Consider the following 19,151-nt stretch of genomic DNA (forward strand, 5'->3'; position numbering starts at 1 on the left):
ATGAGTTTATCTTCGACTTGTATAAAACGTCCCGTGTTGGCTACCGTGTTAAACCTGCTTCTGGTGATTGTCGGTTCCATCGGGCTGTTGTATTTGGGAGTACGCGATTATCCGAGTGTCGACCCTCCGGTGATTTCGGTGTCCACGTCGTTCGTGGGGGCGAATGCCGACGTGATCGAAACGCAGATTACCGAGCCGTTGGAGTCGGCGATTAACGGTATCCAGGGAATCCGTTCGCTGAGTAGTACCAGTCGTGACGGGCAGAGTCGGATCACGATAGAATTCGAGTTGGACGTGGATTTGGAAACTGCCGCCAATGACGTGCGTGATAAGGTTTCCGGTACTTTACGTCGTTTGCCTAGTGATATAGATCCACCCACGGTGTACAAGGCTGACGCGGATGCCCAGCCTATTTTTGCCATTTCATTACGAAGCGGACAACGTTCTTTGATTGACTTGAGCCGTTATGCCGAACGTTATTATAAAGAACGGTTGCAGACGATACCCGGAGTCAGCAGCGTGGAAATCTGGGGAGAGAAACGCTATTCGGTGCGTTTGCGAATGGACCCGGCATTGTTGGCGGCTTACAAGTTGACTCCGATGGACGTGCAAAATGCCGTGGAGAAAGAGAATATCGAATTGCCTTCCGGGCGTATCGAGGGGGATAACACAGAATTGACCATTCGTACGCTGGGGCGTTTGATGTCGATAGAGGATTTCAATAATCTGGTGATCGCCCGAAACGGGCAACAAATCATCCGATTCAGCGATATCGGAACGGCAGAGGTCGATGCCGAGAATACACGGACGATTGCCAAACGGAATGGCGTGCCGATGGTGATGTGTGCCTTGATCCCGCAGCCGGGAGCGAACTATATTGATATTGCCGACAGGGCATACGTGGTGATGGAGGATTTGGAGAAGGATTTGCCGGATGATATCGATGCGGCGATCGCTTTTGATAACACGGTGTTTATCCGTAGTTCTATCAACGAGGTGCAGGATACGATTTTCGAGGCATTCATCATGGTGGTGCTGATCATATTCCTGTTTCTGAGAAGTTGGCGCACGACGTTGATTCCCGTGCTGGCAATCCCGATTTCCTTGGTGGCGTCTTTCTTTATCATGTATATAGCCGGTTTCACGATCAATATTCTGACATTGCTCGCGGTGGTGTTGTCCATCGGTCTGGTGGTGGACGATGCGATCGTGGTGATGGAGAATATATTTACCAAGATCGAACAAGGGATGAGTCCCTTGCAGGCAGGGTTTAAAGGAGCGAACGAGATATTCTTTGCCGTTATCGCTACTACCGTGGTGCTGGTGGCGGTGTTCTTCCCGATCGTGTTCCTGGAAGGTACTACCGGGCGCTTGTTCCGGGAGTTCAGTATGGTAATTGCCGGGGCAGTCTGCGTGTCTTCGTTTGTGGCATTGACGTTTACGCCTATGATTTCCACGAAGCTATTGACCCGGGATGCCGCGAATAATTGGTTTTACAGGAAAACCGAACCTTTCTTCGAGGGAATGACGAACCTGTACAGGCGGTGGTTACAGCGGTTTTTGAAAATACGTTACGTGTCTATTATCATACTCGTTGCTTCCGGGGGTGGGATTTATTGCCTTTGGTTGTTGATCCCGTCGGAGATGGCGCCTTTGGAAGACCGTTCCAACATCCGTTTAAATTCCGTGGCACCGGAAGGGGCTACTTTCGAGTACATGAGCCGATACGCGGATGAGATTTCGACTTTCGTGGAGGATTTTGTCCCGGAGCAGGAGAAAGTGATCGAGTTTATCGGGGGTGGACAGACCAATCGGGCGAGCTTGCAATTGTGGTTGGTGGATGCGGACGACCGGGATCGTACACAACAAGAGATTGCGGATGAACTAGCCCTGAGAGTAAGGCAGTTTACCGGTGCACGTACTTTGGTTTCTCAACAACAGACCTTCGGCGGACGCCGTGGCGGTCTGCCCGTCGAGTATGTAATACAAGCAAAGAATCTGGAAGATTTGAAAGAGATGTTGCCCGTGTTCATGGATGAGGTGAACAAAAGCCCGTTGTTCTCGGCTTCCGATTTGAACCTGAAGTTCACGAAGCCGGAGTTGACCGTGAATATAGACCGGGATAAGGCGGCGGCAATGGGGGTTTCCGTGCAGGATATAGCACAGACCTTACAATTGACGATGAGCGAGCAACGCGTGGGATACTATATCATGGACGGGAAACAGTACCAGATATTGAGCCAGTTGGAACGTAAGGATCGGAATAAACCGAGTGACCTGCAAGGTATATACGTGAGAAATGCCGATAAGGAGTTAGTACATCTGGATAACTTGATATCGATCAGCGAGAGTTCTACGCCTCCGCAGTTGTACCGTTATGACCGTTTCGTGTCGGCAACCGTGTCAGCGGGGTTGGCAAAGGGCGTGACGCTTTCCCAAGGGTTGGATGAGATGGACCGGATTGCGGATCAAGTGTTGAATGATGACTTTAAGACTACCTTGTCCGGAACGTCGAAGGACTTCGTGGAGAGTTCTTCCAGTTTGATGTTTGCCTTCATGCTGGCGCTGGTGTTTATTTACCTGGTGTTGGCGGCACAGTTCGAGAGTTTCCGCGACCCGTTGATTATCATGTTCACGGTGCCTTTGGCATTGATCGGGGCGATGGTTGCCCTGTGGTATTTCGGGCAGACAATGAATATTTTCAGTCAGATCGGTATTATCATGTTGGTCGGGTTAGTATCCAAAAATGGTATTCTGATCGTGGAATTTGCCAACCAGCGTAAAGCGGCAGGCTTGTCCATGCGGGAAGCTATCGAGGATTCGGCAGTGGCTCGTTTGCGCCCGATTCTGATGACGAGTTTGTCGACCGTGCTGGGTATATTGCCGATGGCAATGGCTACGGGTGCCGGGGCGGAAAGCCGTATAGCCATGGGTATTGCGGTTGTAGGTGGTATGGTATGTTCCACGTTATTAACGCTTTTCGTGATTCCCGCTATTTACACGTACTTGTCTGCAAAGAAAGTCCGGATAATAGAAGAAGAAATTGAAAATTAATATATCAATGAGTTTTGGAAAGAAATAAAACGAGTGAATATGGTAAAGCAAGGATTACGATATAAAAAAATGATGATGAGATTAGCACTTTTATTGCTCATTTTCAATTTTCAATTTTCAATTTTCAATTGTTCCGCCCAAGAGCGAAAGACTTTGCCGGAATGTATAGCGCAAGCGTTGGAATCGAATTATTCCATCAAAATTATTCGGAACGAGGTGCGTATGGCGAAGAATGATTTGAATTATTCTACTTTTCTGCCTACACTGGATGCAACGGCAAAGCAAAATCAAACTCGGAATGACTCGAAGACAGAGGATAATACGGGTGTCGTGAATAAAATGTCCGACGTGAAGACGGATAATTATTCCGCCGGGGTAGCATTGAATTGGCGATTGTTCGACGGTTTGGAAATGTTTACCACGCACGAGAAACAAAAGGAATTGTTGGCAATGGGAGAACTCGCTGTGCAACAAGCGGTCGAGAATTTGATCGTGAACGTGAGTGCTGCTTACTATAACGTGTTGGTACAACATCATAAGTTGCAGGCAACTTTACATTCATTGGAGGTATCTACCGAACGCTACGAGGAGGCGCAGGCGCGTTACGAGATCGGTAATCGTTCCGGTTTGGAGGCTCAACAAGCAAAAATCGATTTGAATGCCGATAGTTCAACTTACATGAAACAGAGAGAGGCGTTGAAAAGTGCCTATATCTCGTTGAACAAGTTGATGAATACTGATTTGCAATCGGTGGAGTACGTGCGGGACACGATATTGCTGGGACCTCTTTTGTCATTGGGTGTACTGGAGCAAAAGACTTTGCAGGGTAACACGATGTTATTAATGGCGAAAAAAGACCAGAGAATATCTGCCTTGGATTTGAAAAATTCTCGTGCCGTGTTGTTCCCGACATTGGATTTTAATTCCGGGTATAATTATAATAAAACGGAAGCCCCGTCCTCCAATATTACTTTGAACCGAACGAACGGTTTTTATTGGGGATTTTCGTTAAATGTTCCCATATTTAGCCGTTTGCAGAATCGCACGAAGATCAAAAATGCAAAAATAGAGTTGGAGAATACCGAACTTTCTTATCTGGAGGCGGAGAAAGAGACCCTCGGTGATTTGGCGTTATTGTATAATACTTACGAGAATAACCTGTTGATGGTGAATTTCGAGAACGAAAGTGCCGATGTCGCTGCCGCCAATCTGGATGCAGCTTTGGTAAAATACAAGATCGGTTCTCTGTCCGGGATTGAATTTCGAGAATTTCAACGTAGTTATATCGATGCGGTCGACCGGAAATTATCGGCTATATACCAGGCAAAGGTATCAGAATTGTCTTTATTGCTGCTGAGCGGGGAGATACGTGATTCTATGATCGTAGAATACGTGGAGGAATAAGCGTCGTATTCCGAAAAAGTTGAAGAATTTTTGGAATTGATTCCGAAAAAGTTGAAGAATTTTTGGAATTGATTCCAAAAAAGCTGTATTTTTGAGGAATACATTGAAAATGAAATGGTCATGATTAAGCGAAGATTAGAAAATATTATTAGTGAAAAATTGTATGACGGTAAAGCAATTTTGTTGATGGGACCGCGCCAAGTTGGGAAAACTACCTTATTGAAGATGCTTTTTACCGGACGGGATGATGTTTTGTGGTTGAACGGGGATGAATTGGATGTTCAACGATTGTTCGATAATGTTTCGGCAACCCGTTTGAAAGCCATATTCGGAAACAAAAAAGTGATCGTTATTGATGAAGCCCAACGTATCGCGGATATAGGCTTGCGAGTGAAGTTAGTAACCGATCAAATACCGGATGTACAGTTGGTCGCCACGGGAAGTTCTTCGTTTGATTTGGCAAATAAGATGAACGAACCTTTAACTGGACGGAAATGGGAATACAAAATGTATCCGTTATCTTTCGGTGAAATGGTGGATGAGCATGGTTTGTTGGAAGAAAAGCGTATGATTCCTCATCGTCTGGTGTATGGTTATTATCCGGAAGTGGTAATGCATCCCGGGGAGGAACAAGAGATATTGCGGTTGTTATCAGATAGTTATTTATACAAGGACATTCTAGCTTTAGACCAGATTAGTAAACCCGATAGTCTGGTGAAGTTATTACAAGCGTTAGCTTTTCAAATCGGATCGCAAGTTTCTTATAATGAATTGGCTCAATTATGTGGGTTGGATTCCAAAACGGTCGAGAAATATGTGATTTTACTGGAGCAATCTTATGTAATCTTTCGGTTAAATTCTTTTAGCCGGAATCTGAGAAATGAATTAAAGTCAAGTAAGAAGATATATTTTTATGATAACGGAATACGAAATGCCCTCGTGGCTAATTTCAGCCAGGTGGAGAACCGGACAGATGTCGGTGCCCTGTGGGAGAATTTCTTGATTTCCGAGAGAAAAAAGTTTTTACATTACACGAAACAGTGGAACAATAGTTGGTTTTGGAGAACGAAAGAGAAGACGGAAATCGATTTGATTGAAGAACGGGATGGGCAGATTATGGGATATGAATTTAAATGGAATCCGGGAACAAAAGTAAAATTGCCCCGATTGTTTTTGGATACTTATGCCGGGAGTGATTTTGAAGTGATTCATCGGGATAATTTTGAGGATTTTTTAATCTAATTGTTATGGAATATACAGATGAAGATATAGAATTTGCCAGACAGATATTAACTCACAGGGAGGAGTTGGAAGATGCGCTTGTAGAAAAGTGGATGGAGGATGAGGAACACATGCGATTGTTGGATGAGTTGGCGGCAGATCGAAAGAGTCGGCGAATGACATTGTATTGGTCTGTGGCAATCTCAATTATCCTAATCTTGGTTTTATATATCGGGCGAGGTGTGGAGGGATGGAAAAATTTGAAAGAGGAAAAGTCAGGAGTGCGCGACTGTTTGTTTGATACTGTCATACCTGTCATGGACGACTGCTACACAGCTGAACCGCAACGGCAGGTCGGAAATTGAAAATCTGTAAATAAGGTAGTTCTATCAGTAATCTGTCTATCGTCCGAAAGGTAAAAACATTTTATCTTTGCCTTCATCTTATAAAAATGAAGAATATGAAACCATACATTATTACCCACATGATGACGTCCGTTGATGGGCGAATCGACTGCCCAATGGTAGGGCAACTCAGTACCGACGAGTATTCCTATAAACTGAAATTGGAAAGCGTGGAACAATGGGACACGGGTATTGTCTGGTTGCGTTACAAGGTGAAAAAGTAAAGTGTATGATAATGAAAACATTCTTTGAAAACTTCATTTAATAAAGTATTATGAACAGAATTATTTTAATTTCATTATTCAGTATTCTAACACTCAATGTTATGGCACAGGAAAAGATAGTACAGACAGCCGGACGCAACCAGCTTGGCGAATTCGCACCCAAATTTGCGGAATTGAATGATCTTGTTTTATTTGGTGATGCCGTCTGGAACGATTCGACACTGAATCTCCACGACCGCAGTATGGTCACGATTTCTATCTTGCTCGGCAAAGGATTGATAGACATCTCGTTTCGTTCTCATTTGGAAATGGGCAAAAAACATGGCATTACCCGAAAAGAGATTGCGGCATTGCTGACACAGGCAGCTTTCTATGCCGGATGGCCTAATGCATGGGCAGGATTTCGTGTCGCTAAAGAAGTCTGGGCGGAAGAGGTAACCGGTGATGATGCGAAAGCAGCCTTCCAACGGGAAATGATTTTCCCCATCGGTGACCCCAACACGGCTTATGCCAAATATTTCATCGGGAACAGTTACCTTGCCCGTATCTCATCAGAACAAGTTTCCATAGCCAATGTTACATTCGAACCTCGCTGCCGTAACAACTGGCACATTCATAAGGCAACGAAGGGTGGTGGACAGATGCTTATCGGTGTAGCCGGGCGTGGGTGGTATCAGGAAGAGGGGAAACCAGCGGTTGAAATTCTGCCCGGCACGGTTATCCACATTCCTGCGAATGTGAAACACTGGCACGGCGCAGCTGCTGACAGCTGGTTCGCACACCTTGCATTTGATGTACTCGGAGAAAAAGCATCGAATGTTTGGCTTGAACCTGTGACCGACGAAGAGTACGACAAGTTACAATAATTTTGAACTTATGAACAAAGTAAAGTGAACCCTAAAGTTTATTGTCCAAACTTTAGGGTTTACTTTAGTAGGGGAAACCTTATTTTTTAACCCATTTCACGGCATCGGCCACGATAAAGTGTTTCGGGCTGTTTCCCCGGTCGTCTAGGATCACTCTCGCTTTGCCTTGCGGGAAATTGAATTTCCCTATCGAGAACCATCCCCGGTGTTCCCTGGAGATGTCAATCTTGATTTCTTCGCTCTTGCCCTCGCTGTCTTCTATCGTGTAATGGTAGCACGTCCCTTCCGCATGAGTGTCTATGTCCGTACGCTCCTCCCAGTGTTGTATCACGTAAACCTGCACCTCGCGCGTCCCGGCTTCCGGCAATTCCGCTTCCCAGACCGCCTTGAACTTCCCTCGCCCGCGTTGCCTGTAATACGCGCTTCGCACCACGTCCCCGTGTAAATGTGGAGAGATCCATTTTGTCCATCCCTCGCGTCGTTGGACAAAATTGTCTTCCGGGATAACCTCTTCCCTGCCGAGGATCCGTTGCAGCCAACCGGTGGAATTTCCTTCCAGGTGGAACCCGGGATCCTCGTTGTCCACGATAATCTCCCCGGGGGAGGCGAGAAACTCTCCCGGGGAAATATCATGAACCCCCACCGTCGTGTCGGAAGTGTGTAAAGATGGCGGTTGCAACGTTGAAGAGTAAGAGGGGGGGGTGTATCCCCCCGGTTTATTCTGGGACAGGCCGAAATACACGTCAGCGCCATTTCCCAGCACGCTGATCTCTTTACATTCCCCGGGCTGGATGTAAAAAATATCAGTAAAATAAATGTCAGCCAGTAACAAAAATCCTCCCTGCCCGGACGGGTTATACACCTTTAACGAGGTTTTGGTCCGGCGGGGGAAAGGTTCTCTCACCACCTCGTACTTGATGTCTTTTATCAAGAAACAGGGTAACTCCCGGGACGTGTACCATCCCGGTAAAAACGGCATCAGATCCACCCCGAGATCCGATTTGATATCCGCCACCAGTTCTTCCAGTGGAATCTCCCGGGGACGTTCCCGGTAATAATCCCTCAAGTAACGATAAAAGTCATCGAACTTCATCCCGTGCCAGCAGACGTAATTTCCCAGTACCACGCCTTTCTGCTCGATGATGGAGTTCAATAAATGGGGATCCATGCCCGGTTCGTTTAACGCATCTTCCAGGCTCTTGTCTTTTAAGTAATCTCGCACCCCGTTCGGGATGTTGAAATTCATTCCCCCCTTTCGTCTGAGAATTTGCTGCATGGTTCGTTTCAACGCGAGGTCTAGCACGGGGTAATCCGTGGAAATCACCCTCCCTGCCGGGACCTTCATCAAGGGATAACAAGACACCTCGTTGCCCCGGGACGAGGGGATGGAGGAACAGAACAAGTCGTTAACGAACGTGTCGTTATCCCGGCAATAAATATCTAGATCCAGCAAATTACCCACCGCGATTTGTACTGTATTACCCTCGAACCTTTTCACCGATATCTGTTCAGGTCTTCTCGTGGCCGCAAACCGGTTTACGCTGTATCGAAAATCGTACAACCATGCCAGGCTAGCCCCGAGCTCCGGGTAGAACACCATCCCCGGTTGCGATAGCTCGCTCTTTCCCTTGACCGCCCGGAAATAGGAGGTGAAAGCCAGGGGGGTTTCTATCAATCTTAACTTGCCAGACGGGTATTCGAAGTCACCCCTGTCCCCGATCTCTTCCTCTATCAAGTACTCGATCTCGTCATGGCGCAACCTGGTGAAGGCTCCCGAGAAGAAGTCATGCCCCTTGAAGTGATACACCTCTATCGTGAAAGGATTTGACACGTGTTTCTTTTTTCCTCTATTATACGGGTCTATACTCACGTTAAAATCCTTCACCCGTGCGCTCTTCCGTGCGTAATACCCCGTGCACAAGCTGATACCCTCCAGCGGAGTTCTCGTGTCGAAACACCAGTCGCCGCCTTCCCGTCTTGAAACGCCTTGCGAGAGTACGGCGCGATCGCCCGCGTCTTTCACCCGCAAGTGAAAGCGGGTGAAATTCACTCCCGGTACCGGTTTCGATAAAGCCACGGGAGGGACGGTTACCGGGTACCAGATACATTCCGGCAACAACAAGGTGAACTCCTTCCCCGTGTAAGCGTAACGGCGTCCCCAGTGGAACGCGGCGTTAAAACGGCTCGTGTTGTAATACTCCTTGTCGGGGATATCCAGGTAACAAACCCGCTCGTCTATCTTCCCCGAGTAATCCATCTCGAGCACCACGCTGTCCCCCTCCGGCAGGGGAATATCCACGACCAGGGCTTGTTCCTCACGTTTGAAGGTCACTGCCTTATTTCCGGATTCCACCCGGTTTACCTTCAAAAAGGGATTCAGGTACAGCACCACCCGTGATAAATTCTTTCCCGTCGGGTTCCACACCACCAGTCGGCTGGAAAGGTTTAGCTCGTCCCCGGAGTTGGAGAAAACGATTTCGTGTTCCTTCACCCGGGGCGTGTGTTCCCTCTCGTGCTCGAGGTAAACCGCCCGGTATCTCTCCCTTGCCCGCTGTTCTTCCCGGAAAGATTTGTCCCGCGCCCACCCGAAACAAAACCCGACCAACAACAAGATGCCCCCGAGCCGTGACAAGAAACGAGGACTTGACAACCGGTTGAATAAACGTCGCGAGAAACAAACTGCCAGCATGAATAACCCGGCACCGCCAAACAGGAAACACGCCCGGTGCAACAGGTAAGCCTTCAAATCCACGTGTCCCATCACGGGAGAGAACAGGTTAGACTGGTGTGTCGCCAGGAAATTGAAGGCGTCCCAGCGCTTTCCCGGCAACACGGTTGCCGTCAAGAAAAAGAGAATCATCAATGACAATAGCGACAGCCAGCGGTTGTTTAACGAGAAAACGATAAAGAAAGAGAGCGCCAGCATGAATACCGTGGAAGGTAGGGTCAAGGTGAACCAGTAAAACATGTAAACGGGAAAACTGAACGGGGCGTTGCTGGCAATGCCGTTTACCGCCATGCCCGCTGCCATCACCACGAGGCTCAATAGCGCGAATCCCGAGCCCATGCCGGCAAACTTCCCGGCGATATACTCGAGGTTGCTTTCCGGGTGTACCCGGATCGCGTCGAGCGTGGCAGTACCCCGCTCCCTCGTCCAGAGGTCTAGCACGGCAAAGGGTATAAAAAAGGACTGGAACAGGCAAAGAAGAAAAGCGTTCACGTAAGGGATGGAAGAAGGCAAAGCCACCATGCTCCAGCTGTAAACACCGTAAGTACTTTGACAAACGACGTGGAACGAGAATATTCCCGCCACGAGCAGTAAAGCGTAAACCCGAAACGCCCAATTACGTCCCAGCAACAATAACTCGCTTTTCGCGACTTGATACACTAACGCCCTGTTCATTTTCCCTTGGTATTAAATGTAATTAGTCATCTAGCGGAATCTCATTAAGCCTGATGTCTCCATAAATAATAAGAGCAGGATCATCTTCCTGTATAGTAAAGGTACGTTCAAATGGTTCATAACCTGTCTTTTGGAATGTTACTTTGTATACTCCAGACGATTCACACGTGAACGAAAATCGATTGCCTGATAATTCATATTCAAAATTTCCATTATCTGGTTGAGTTATTTTACTAACTTCAACGCCTTCTGGATACACGTCACAAGCACCATAATAAATGCCTTTACTTGGGGCACTTATCATTGCACTCCCCATAAAAAATACTAGAGCTAAAAAAGATTTTAAAACAAGTGATTTCATAGTTTTTCATGTTTAAAGTTTTTGTAATAAAAGTAATCTCATGCACATTTTAAAACTAAAATGACACGTGAAGCACAGCACATTTCGGGTTTTAGACTAATATTGTACAAAATTAAGGAAAAATGTATTTCGTGTATTTTGGAAAAACAAGAAATTATAATTATTTAATATTTTGACTACTAGAAACAACTTTTGCGAAATTAGCTTATCCAAAGGCGAAGGGAAGTTAGCAGGTTCCATAACACGTGTAGAGCGATAACATAACCGAAGCCCAACCGGATTCTTGTGTATCCGAAGATCAAGGCCCCGGCGAAGATGGATAAGAAGAACGTTATTGGCATGTTATAGATATGATATATCGTGAAAAGAATTGCCGATAGGTAAAAAATAACGGTCGGGTGGGTATTCCATGTATTTTCAAGCCTTGTGAGCTGTTTGTTAAATAAACTCGTGATCAGAAAGAGTATTGCCGCGATGAAAAAGAGCGTCCCGTATAAAAAGAGAATATGAAAGCCAAGGTCCGTTCCACAAAACAGCCGAAATTTGTAAACGTATAAGAGGTAAGAGATGTGAAACGACAGAATGAGGCTGAATGAAATTTTAACCTTCGTGGTGTTGAATGAACAGAGTGCATAGCGGTAACTAAATTCTTCAAGAACGGGGGATAATAGAATGACATGAAATATGTTCCATGCTTTCCATTCGTTAGTTAGATGTGTTAATCGGCTTATCGGGTTGGGCATGATTGGTTTGCTGGCAATAATGGTTTGCAATATCATTGATAATATGTTGCATCCCATTACAATCAAGAGCAGCCACATAAATATAGTGAAGAATTTCTTTATATTGTTGCCGGGATAATCTTTAAAAGATTCGAATTTCGGCTTTGCCAGAAATTGAAAGATGTCTGTTATGGTATTCATGGCTTATAAAGTATATACGATTTCCCAAATATAGAAATAAATTTGAAAATAATCGTGAAAGAAAAATATTTATTACCGGGAGTAGTTCTCCTGTTATTATGGTTTATTGTATAAAATAATATAAAAGACATATCTCAATAAGTTATATTTTAGGGATATTACAGGTATTTTCTAGGTACCTGCTCCCATTCAAGTCCTATTCTGTTCCTATTTAAAGCCTATTTTAATAAAACATTTATTGTATTTTATTTGTATTTGAATGAATTTTGTTATATATTTGCTCTATCAGATATTTGTTAAAGATACAGGGGGGAGATAAGATTTCACCCTGACTTCTTTAGGATAACGGTCGGTGTTACACGAGTAAAACAGAGAAGGTATGGCTACATTAAATGATTCTTTATTGAGTGGGGCGTCTGGGAAGCTTGATGGTTACGTGATTTACCAGGTAGGTAAGAAGACGTATATTCGGAAATTGGCGGAGAAGGTGTCTAACCCTCGGACGGACGGGCAGACGATGCAACGTGCGAAGTTGCCGGGAGCGCAGACGATGTATCGTGCCATGCGGGATGGCGTGTTGAAAGACGTGCTTGATGTTGCGGCTCGCGAGGAAGAGCGGCGTTCCGGTTACCATTGGTTCTTGCACGCGAATATGAACGTGTTCGGGAAAGACCACTATATTGATTATTCGAGATTGGAATTGACGGCAGGGAGTTTGCAATTGCCTTTTGAGATGAAAATGGTCGAGGGGAACGAAACGTATGCGTTGTTTAGCTGGATAGACAATTCCGGTTCGGTGACGGCACAGGCGACAGACCGGTTGCTGGTGGCAGCGATATTTGACGATGAACCGTATAGTCCCGTTGTTTTGGAAATGGATACGGCTTGTAGGGCTGACGGGGCGGGAGTCGTGAATTTGCCGGAGGGCACGTGGAAAACGGTGCATTTGTATTGTTTTTTCGCTTCGGAAACGGAGAGGCGTTATTCCCCGTGCCGGTATTTTTGTATTAGTAAATCTTAAAAAGGAACGGTTATGGCTATATTCGATTCGACTATTTTTCGGGATTTGTCGGGGTCCGTGGGAAACGTGACCGCGTATAAATTGGGTGACAAGCAGGTGGTGCGGGCAAAGACTTTTATCGTGCGGGACCCGAAGTCTTTGGCACAATTGAAGCAGCGTTTGCGGATGAAGGTGGTAGTTAAACTCAGGTGGGGATTTGTCGGGGTATTGCCCTTGGGGTTTTGTACTTCGTCGAATAAGGCATGTTTGAATGGTTTCTTGAGAGAGAATATCAAAAAAGTGGAGGTGGATGATGATTTGAACGTGACGTGCGATTTGTTGTCCCTTTCGCTTTCAGCCGGGGAGTTGGCGTTGCCATCGATACGGGCGGAGGTGCGTGTGGAGGAGCGGCAGGTGGTGTTTCGTTGGGAACGGCAGCCGTTGATGCCTTATATGTTCAAGGATGACCGTTTGTACGGGGTGGTGTACGAGAGCGATTTGCGGAAGTGTAGGGGGGTGGAGTTGGGGACGAGGGGAATAAGCGGGGAACTGGCGTGGAAGTTGCCGGAGAAGTGGGATGCGGGAAAGTTGGTGGTGTATGGCTTTGCCGTGAGTGCCGACGGGAAGAAGGCATCGGGGACGTTGGGCGTGTGTAGGAGTTGAACGAGAGGTGGTGGTTTGTAAAGATGTTGTAAGATGGATGATTTTCAGGATAGTGATATGTTGGTGAAGTCCTTGCGGAGCGGTGAGGAAAGGGCATTCGTGTATCTTTTTGATAATTATTATGACGGTTTGGTGAATTATGCCGGGCGTATCGTGAGAGAGGCGGAGTTGGCAAACGATTTGGTGCAGAGCACGTTTTGTAAGCTTTACGAGGAGAGAATGGGGTTGGATGTACGGCTGTCGATCAAGTCGTATTTGTATAAGTCGGTGTATAATAGTTGCCTGAATGCGATCAAGCATCAAAAGGTGGTGCGTAATTATATCGACCGGGAGATGCTGGATTTTTATTTCGAGGAGGTGGTGCAGCGGCCGGAGGTGGAGGTGGAATTGCTGGAGCAGGATCTGAGAAAGGCGCTTGACGAGGCGGTGGATCGGTTGCCGGAGCGTTGCCGGGAGGTGTTCGTCTTGAGTAAAATGGAGGAGTTGTCGAACAAGGAGATTGCGGATAGGTTGAATATTTCCGTGAAAACGGTTGAAGCACAAATGACTAAGGCTTTATCCCGTTTGCGGAAGGATTTGGAATGGTTACTTTGTGTTATTTTTATTACAAATTTTTGATTCGGGCGTAGGGGTTATCCTTTTCTGGGTTGTCATATAGGTATAAAGGAAAGTACTATGGCAAACGAAATGGATAAACTGATATGGCGAGTGCTTGACGGGAAGGCTTCTCCCGGGGAAGTTCGCCGTGTGGCAGAGTGGGTGAGGGAGCCGGGCAACAGAAAGTATTTCAGGCAGTTGCGGAAGGTGTGGAATCTGGTGAACGGTCCGCATGTTACCCCGGAGCGGAAACGGGTGGAGTTGGAACGGTTCCGGAATTTCATGCGGCAACAGCCCGGGGGGAAAGAAAGGCGTTTCGCCCGGAGAATGGGATGGTACAAGTACGCCGCCGTGGTGTTTATCCCTGTTTTGATTGCTGTTTATTTGTCGTGGCACGAGTTTGCCCGTGAGGATACGCGGGTGCTTTTGAGCGAGGAACCGGTGTACCCGGGTACCCGTCAGGTGATATTGACTATCGCGGGCGGGGATACGATTGCCTTGCAACCGAATCGGGATGTGGATATACAACTGGCAGGGCAGTTGCGTGTTGTTGGTTCGGGAGAGAGCATCGCTTACGAGTTGGGCGAGGGTGAGAACGAGGGCGAGGAGCGGTATAACACGTTGGCGACGCCGGTCGGGGGCGAGTATCAGGTGGTGTTGTCCGACGGATCCCGGGTGTGGTTGAATGCCTTGACGGAGTTGCGTTACCCGGAGATATTCAAGGAGGATTGCCGGGAGGTGTATTTGAGTGGGGAGGCTTATTTCGAGGTGGAGCACGATCCGGGACGTCCGTTCGTGGTGGTGGCGAACGGGGTGGAAGTGACGGTTTACGGTACGCGGTTTAACGTGAATAATTACGGGGCGGATGTGGTGCGGACCGTGCTTGTCGACGGTAAGGTGGGAATACGGGGTGCGGGCTCTGGCAAGGAGGTTGTGTTGAGCCCGAGTGATATGGCGGAGTGTTTCGAGGGTACGCGGGAGGTGAAGGTGAGGAAGGTGGACCCCTATGTGTACACGGCGTGGAAGGAGGGTAAGTTCGTGTTCGAGGATGAACCTATCGAGGAGATTATGTCGCGGTTGAGTAACTGGTATGGTATAAAAGTTTTTTATACTGACGAACGGGTGAAGAAACAAACTTTCACGGGTGTGATTACCCGTTACACGGAGGTGGGTAACGTGTTGCATTTGATCGGGGAAACGGCTGTCGTGCGATTCCAGTTGAACGGGAATGTCGTGACCGTGGGCACGTGATAAAGATAAAACCGGCAGTTATTGGGCTAACTACCGGTTGTAAATTGATGTGTTTGCATCAAATTGTCAAATCAATTACAAAGTTATGAAAAAAATTGAAGAATCGGGAATTTATGTCGCGAGAGGGTGTGTTTTGCTGTTGTTTTTGTTGTTTTCGGCGGGAATTATGGCGCAACACCAGAAGGTGACGATCGACGTGAAAGATGTCGGTGTTCAGGACGTGTTTAAATCTATTAACAGGCAGACGGGGTTGGATTTCGTGTACGGGGCGTTGCAGTTGAAGGAGCTTGGTACGGTGACGCTTCAGATGAGGGATGTGGCGGTGGAGGAGGTGATGGCGAAGTTGTTTGCCGGAACGCGGTTCGAGTACAAGTTTGAGATGAAGTCTATTATTATCAAGGAGAAGGGAAAGAGGAATGAACCGGGGAACTTGAGTTTGAGCGGGAGCGTGAGGGACGAGCGTGGGAACCCGTTGCCGGGGGTGACGGTGGCAGTGAAGGGTATTCGTTTGGGTACTGCCACGGATAAGGACGGGAAGTATAAGTTGGTTTTCCCTCGGGTGGAGAAGCCGGTTATCGTGTTTTCTTTTATCGGGATGGAAACGGTGGAGGTGAAGTACGCGGGCAAGGACACGATCGACGTGGTGATGCGGGAGAATGTCGCTGAACTGGAGGAGGTGTTGGTGCAAACGGGTTACCAGTCGATAGACCCGAGAAAGAATACCAGCGCTGTCACCACGATCAAGGCAGCGGATATTATGGCTCCGGGGTTGCAGACGATAGACCAGATGCTGGAGGGGTACGTGCCGGGGATGGTTTTCATGCAGAACACGGGACAGATTGGTGCCGCGCCGCGTTTGCGGGTGAGGGGGACTTCCACCGTGTTGGGGTCGCAGGAGCCATTGTGGGTGATTGACGGGATCGTGCAGGAGAATCCGGTGAACGTGGATCCCTCGCAAATTAATGATTTGGATTTCGTGAATTTGCTGGGGAATGCCATATCCGGCTTGAACCCGGAGGATATCGAGCAGATTGATGTGTTGAAAGATGCCTCGGCAACGGCTATATACGGTGCCCGGGCGGGGAATGGCGTGATCGTGATCACGACGAAGAAGGGAAAGGCGGGGCCGCCCTCGGTGTCGTATTCGTTTTCCGGCACGTATACCCGTCGCCCTTATTACACGGACCGTGCGGTGAACGTGATGAATAGCGAGGAGCGGATTGATTTCTCGCGGGAGTTGATTGCCAAGCAGACGGTTTACCCGACAATTAAGACTTGGATCGGGTACGAGGAAGCGATTAGGAAGTATTACCGGGGAGAGATTTCTTTCGAGAAGTTCCAGCAGGACGTGGGGTATTACGAGCGAGTGAACACGGATTGGTTCGATTTGTTGATGCAAAATTCATTCTCGCATAAGCACACGCTGAGTTTGTCGGGCGGAACGGACAAGACGAAGTATTACGCTTCCGTGGGGTATAGCGATATGAAGGGTGCCGAGCGAAGGGAGAAAAATAAGTTGTATTCGGTCAGCCTGAAGGTGGATGTGAATTACAACCGTTTCGATTTGCATTTTGATATGAAGGGAAACGTGGGCGAGAAGAGGTACACGCCTTCGGACGTGGGCGTGACGGAGTACGCTTACAACACGACGCGGGCTCTTCCCGCTTACACGGAGTCGGGCGATTACTGGTATTACGCGCGGGAAGGAAACGATAATACGGGTTACGAGCAGTTGTTTAATATCCTGAAGGAGGTGGAGAACAGCACGCAGGATATTGATTCTCACGGGATGACTTTTACCGGGACGCTGGGTTACCGTATCATGGACCCGTTGAAGCTTGCCTTGACGCTTTCTTATTCGGTGAATAACACGGAGCAGGATATCTGGCACGGGGAGGATACTTATTATTGCAGGAGGTTGAGGTCGAATATGCCGGACGGTTCGGAGAATCTTAATTATAATAGATTGCCCGTGGGTGGGGAATTGCAGGAGAAAAACACGAGAAGGAACGCCTATACTTTGAGGGGACAGTTGAATTTCAACAAGTATTTGGATGGTGCACAGGATCACATGATCGTGGCGGCTTTGGGAGGGGAGATGTCTTCTAACAAATACAAGGGGCTGGAGCAGACTTACCGCGGTTTTTTGAAGGAGCGCGGGTTGCAGATGGCGGAAGTTGATTTGAAGAAGTACGTGAAGTACGCGGAGTGGTTGCAGACGCCGGAAGCGAAGGGGATTCGCTCGGATCAATTGACGAATATGATTTCGGGGTATTTCACGTTGTCGTACAGTTACAAGGATTATTACACGTTGAATTTTAATACCCGCGTGGATGCCTCGAACAAGTTCGGTTCCCGGGCGAATGACAAATTTTTGCCGATTTGGTCGGTTTCCGGGAGGCTTAATTTGAAGGAGGCGTTCATGGAGCGAGCCAATTGGGTGAACACGTTGGCTTTGCGGGCTTCATTCGGTTACCAGGGGAATATGCTGGATTCGGAAACGGTGGAAACCGTGATAAAGCGGGGAACGCATGATAAGTATTTTGAAGAGTATGCTTCCAGTATTTACAAATATCCCAATCCTTTGTTGAAGTGGGAGAAAATTTCCAGCGTGAACACGACTTTGGATTTCTCGTTTTTAAAGAATAAGATCCGAGGCTCCGTTTCTTACTATTACAAGAAGACGAGGGATGCATTCTTGAGCAAGAAGGTTTCGGAGGTGAACGGGATAAACGCTTACGTGGTGAACAAGGGTACGCTGACGAACCGTGGCGTAGAACTTGCGTTGAATTTCATCCCGGTGAACACGTTGGGCGGCGGTTCGAAAAACGGTTTCCGCTGGAGTTTTGATCCCCAGTTCGGGCAGGTGATTAACAAGTTGCTTAACAAAGCTATAAATAACGGCAAGAAGCAGAGTTTGCGCGACGAGGATAATATTACTTACACGGATTATTTGAATGGAAGGGTGGAGGTTGCCGGTCGGCCGTTGAACAGTTTCTTCTCTTACCGTTTCGCGGGTTTGGATCCGGCGGACGGGCGCCCGATGTTCAGCGGCACAGAGGTTAATTACACGGTGAATGGCGAGGAAGTGCTGGGAGAAGATGGTGAGGTGATCACGAACAAGAGCCGTTACGAGGAGATGACGAAGGAGCAGGTGTTCCTGGAAGTGATGGATTATTCCGGTTGCCGCGTGCCGAAGTTGCAAGGAGGTGTCCGCAATACATTCTCTTATAGAGGATTCACGCTTGCCGTGAATTTGAGTTACAGTATCGGTTCCAAGGTGCGATTGTTGAGGATGTACCCGAATATTGCCAAGGAGAACGGAACGTTGGCACCCCAGCCGATGGAGAATGTCCGCCGGGAGTTTTTAAGGCGTTGGAAGAGCCCGGGGGACGAGGCGTACACGAATGTGCCGGGGATTATATCGGATGATGAGTTCGTGAAGTCTTTGACGAACAATTGGTGGCGTAATGCGACCTATTCGTTCGGGTCGAATATCTGGCAAATGTATGATTACTCGGATATCCGTGTCGTGAGCGGGAATTACCTGAAAATACAATCGATGTCATTGCGCTATAATGTGCCGGCGAAGTTGTGTAACCGGTTGTTCATGAAAAGTGCTTACGTGAGTTTGTCGGGGACAAATTTGTACACCTGGGGGGCGAAGGCGTTGAAGGGGCAGGATCCTTCCACGCAAACGGGTAGTTCGACGAAAATCGCACAGTCCGTGCGTCCCACGTATTCGTTTAGTTTGAATGTAACTTTTTAATCGTGTAAGGT

At 47.6% G+C, this 19,151-nt stretch carries 13 protein-coding genes and 1 pseudogene; 11 read left to right on the plus strand and 3 right to left on the minus strand.

Translation table 11 applies throughout. The annotated features are described in order from the left end of the window. The 6 genes and pseudogenes from BN8899_RS00885 to BN8899_RS00905 all read left to right on the plus strand — a co-directional run bounded on the left by BN8899_RS00885 (position 1) and on the right by BN8899_RS00905 (position 7,173). Complete coding sequence (locus BN8899_RS00885; RefSeq protein ID WP_065217924.1) at positions 1-3,054, plus strand: efflux RND transporter permease subunit; 3,054 nt, start codon at positions 1-3, stop codon at positions 3,052-3,054. A 39-nt stretch (positions 3,055-3,093) separates the two neighbouring features. Beyond that, entirely contained in the window at positions 3,094-4,458 is a 1,365-nt protein-coding gene (locus BN8899_RS00890) for a TolC family protein (RefSeq protein ID WP_065217925.1), read from the plus strand. Positions 4,459-4,578: 120 nt separating this feature from the next. Further along, positions 4,579-5,700 (plus strand): ATP-binding protein, encoded by a 1,122-nt coding sequence (locus tag BN8899_RS00895; RefSeq protein ID WP_018338741.1) that lies wholly within the window; start codon positions 4,579-4,581, stop codon positions 5,698-5,700. Between the two features lie 5 nt (positions 5,701-5,705). Next, on the plus strand, positions 5,706-6,044 hold the full coding sequence (locus BN8899_RS00900; RefSeq protein ID WP_065217926.1) for a hypothetical protein: 339 nt from the start codon (positions 5,706-5,708) through the stop codon (positions 6,042-6,044). Positions 6,045-6,139: 95 nt separating this feature from the next. After that, positions 6,140-6,244, plus strand: a pseudogene (locus tag BN8899_RS20575) (5-amino-6-(5-phosphoribosylamino)uracil reductase); the annotation flags it as partial. A gap of 113 nt (positions 6,245-6,357) precedes the next feature. After that, a complete protein-coding gene (locus BN8899_RS00905) occupies positions 6,358-7,173 on the plus strand; it encodes a carboxymuconolactone decarboxylase family protein (protein ID WP_082986847.1) in 816 nt (271 codons plus the stop codon). Between the two features lie 79 nt (positions 7,174-7,252). On the opposite strand, the gene BN8899_RS00910 is transcribed toward BN8899_RS00905, so the two are convergent. The 3 genes from BN8899_RS00910 to BN8899_RS21320 all read right to left on the minus strand — a co-directional run bounded on the left by BN8899_RS00910 (position 7,253) and on the right by BN8899_RS21320 (position 11,860). Continuing rightward, positions 7,253-10,576 carry a golvesin C-terminal-like domain-containing protein gene (locus tag BN8899_RS00910; RefSeq protein WP_065217927.1) on the minus strand — a complete coding sequence of 1,108 codons (3,324 nt, stop codon included), beginning with the start codon at positions 10,574-10,576 and terminating at the stop codon, positions 7,253-7,255. 22 nt (positions 10,577-10,598) lie between these two features. Next, on the minus strand, positions 10,599-10,937 hold the full coding sequence (locus tag BN8899_RS00915) for a peptidase associated/transthyretin-like domain-containing protein (protein WP_065217928.1): 339 nt from the start codon (positions 10,935-10,937) through the stop codon (positions 10,599-10,601). A 200-nt stretch (positions 10,938-11,137) separates the two neighbouring features. Further along, the gene (locus BN8899_RS21320; protein ID WP_065217929.1) at positions 11,138-11,860 is read right to left on the minus strand and encodes a CPBP family glutamic-type intramembrane protease; all 723 of its coding nucleotides are present in this window, start codon (positions 11,858-11,860) and stop codon (positions 11,138-11,140) included. A gap of 379 nt (positions 11,861-12,239) precedes the next feature. Between BN8899_RS21320 and BN8899_RS00925 the strand changes: the two genes are divergently transcribed. The 5 genes from BN8899_RS00925 (at position 12,240) to BN8899_RS00945 (ending at position 19,140) form a co-directional block, all read left to right on the plus strand. Further along, positions 12,240-12,881 (plus strand): DUF6266 family protein, encoded by a 642-nt coding sequence (locus tag BN8899_RS00925; protein ID WP_065217930.1) that lies wholly within the window; start codon positions 12,240-12,242, stop codon positions 12,879-12,881. 12 nt (positions 12,882-12,893) lie between these two features. After that, the gene (locus tag BN8899_RS00930) at positions 12,894-13,523 is read left to right on the plus strand and encodes a DUF6266 family protein (protein ID WP_018338766.1); all 630 of its coding nucleotides are present in this window, start codon (positions 12,894-12,896) and stop codon (positions 13,521-13,523) included. A 33-nt stretch (positions 13,524-13,556) separates the two neighbouring features. After that, a complete protein-coding gene (locus BN8899_RS00935) occupies positions 13,557-14,141 on the plus strand; it encodes an RNA polymerase sigma-70 factor (RefSeq protein WP_082986848.1) in 585 nt (194 codons plus the stop codon). A gap of 57 nt (positions 14,142-14,198) precedes the next feature. Next, positions 14,199-15,371: a FecR family protein gene (locus BN8899_RS00940; protein WP_065217931.1), complete on the plus strand. Its 1,173-nt coding sequence runs from the start codon at positions 14,199-14,201 to the stop codon at positions 15,369-15,371. Positions 15,372-15,456: 85 nt separating this feature from the next. After that, entirely contained in the window at positions 15,457-19,140 is a 3,684-nt protein-coding gene (locus BN8899_RS00945) for a SusC/RagA family TonB-linked outer membrane protein (RefSeq protein WP_065217932.1), read from the plus strand. The last annotated feature ends 11 nt before the right edge of the window (positions 19,141-19,151 follow it).

Source organism: Butyricimonas sp. Marseille-P2440 (genome assembly GCF_900091675.1).
GTDB lineage: Bacteria > Bacteroidota > Bacteroidia > Bacteroidales > Marinifilaceae > Butyricimonas > Butyricimonas synergistica.

Bases quoted from the DNA above. Each gene is read 5' to 3' on its own strand.
- BN8899_RS00895 (WP_018338741.1), top strand. From the start codon at position 4,579: ATGATTAAGCGAAGATTAGAAAATATTATTAGTGAAAAATTGTATGAC.
- BN8899_RS00930 (WP_018338766.1), top strand. From the start codon at position 12,894: ATGGCTATATTCGATTCGACTATTTTTCGGGATTTGTCGGGGTCCGTG.
- BN8899_RS21320 (WP_065217929.1), bottom strand. From the start codon at position 11,860: ATGAATACCATAACAGACATCTTTCAATTTCTGGCAAAGCCGAAATTC.
- BN8899_RS00925 (WP_065217930.1), top strand. From the start codon at position 12,240: ATGGCTACATTAAATGATTCTTTATTGAGTGGGGCGTCTGGGAAGCTT.
- BN8899_RS00905 (WP_082986847.1), top strand. From the start codon at position 6,358: ATGAACAGAATTATTTTAATTTCATTATTCAGTATTCTAACACTCAAT.
- BN8899_RS00885 (WP_065217924.1), top strand. From the start codon at position 1: ATGAGTTTATCTTCGACTTGTATAAAACGTCCCGTGTTGGCTACCGTG.
- BN8899_RS00945 (WP_065217932.1), top strand. From the start codon at position 15,457: ATGAAAAAAATTGAAGAATCGGGAATTTATGTCGCGAGAGGGTGTGTT.
- BN8899_RS00890 (WP_065217925.1), top strand. From the start codon at position 3,094: ATGGTAAAGCAAGGATTACGATATAAAAAAATGATGATGAGATTAGCA.
- BN8899_RS00915 (WP_065217928.1), bottom strand. From the start codon at position 10,937: ATGAAATCACTTGTTTTAAAATCTTTTTTAGCTCTAGTATTTTTTATG.
- BN8899_RS00940 (WP_065217931.1), top strand. From the start codon at position 14,199: ATGGCAAACGAAATGGATAAACTGATATGGCGAGTGCTTGACGGGAAG.
- BN8899_RS00900 (WP_065217926.1), top strand. From the start codon at position 5,706: ATGGAATATACAGATGAAGATATAGAATTTGCCAGACAGATATTAACT.
- BN8899_RS00910 (WP_065217927.1), bottom strand. From the start codon at position 10,576: ATGAACAGGGCGTTAGTGTATCAAGTCGCGAAAAGCGAGTTATTGTTG.
- BN8899_RS00935 (WP_082986848.1), top strand. From the start codon at position 13,557: ATGGATGATTTTCAGGATAGTGATATGTTGGTGAAGTCCTTGCGGAGC.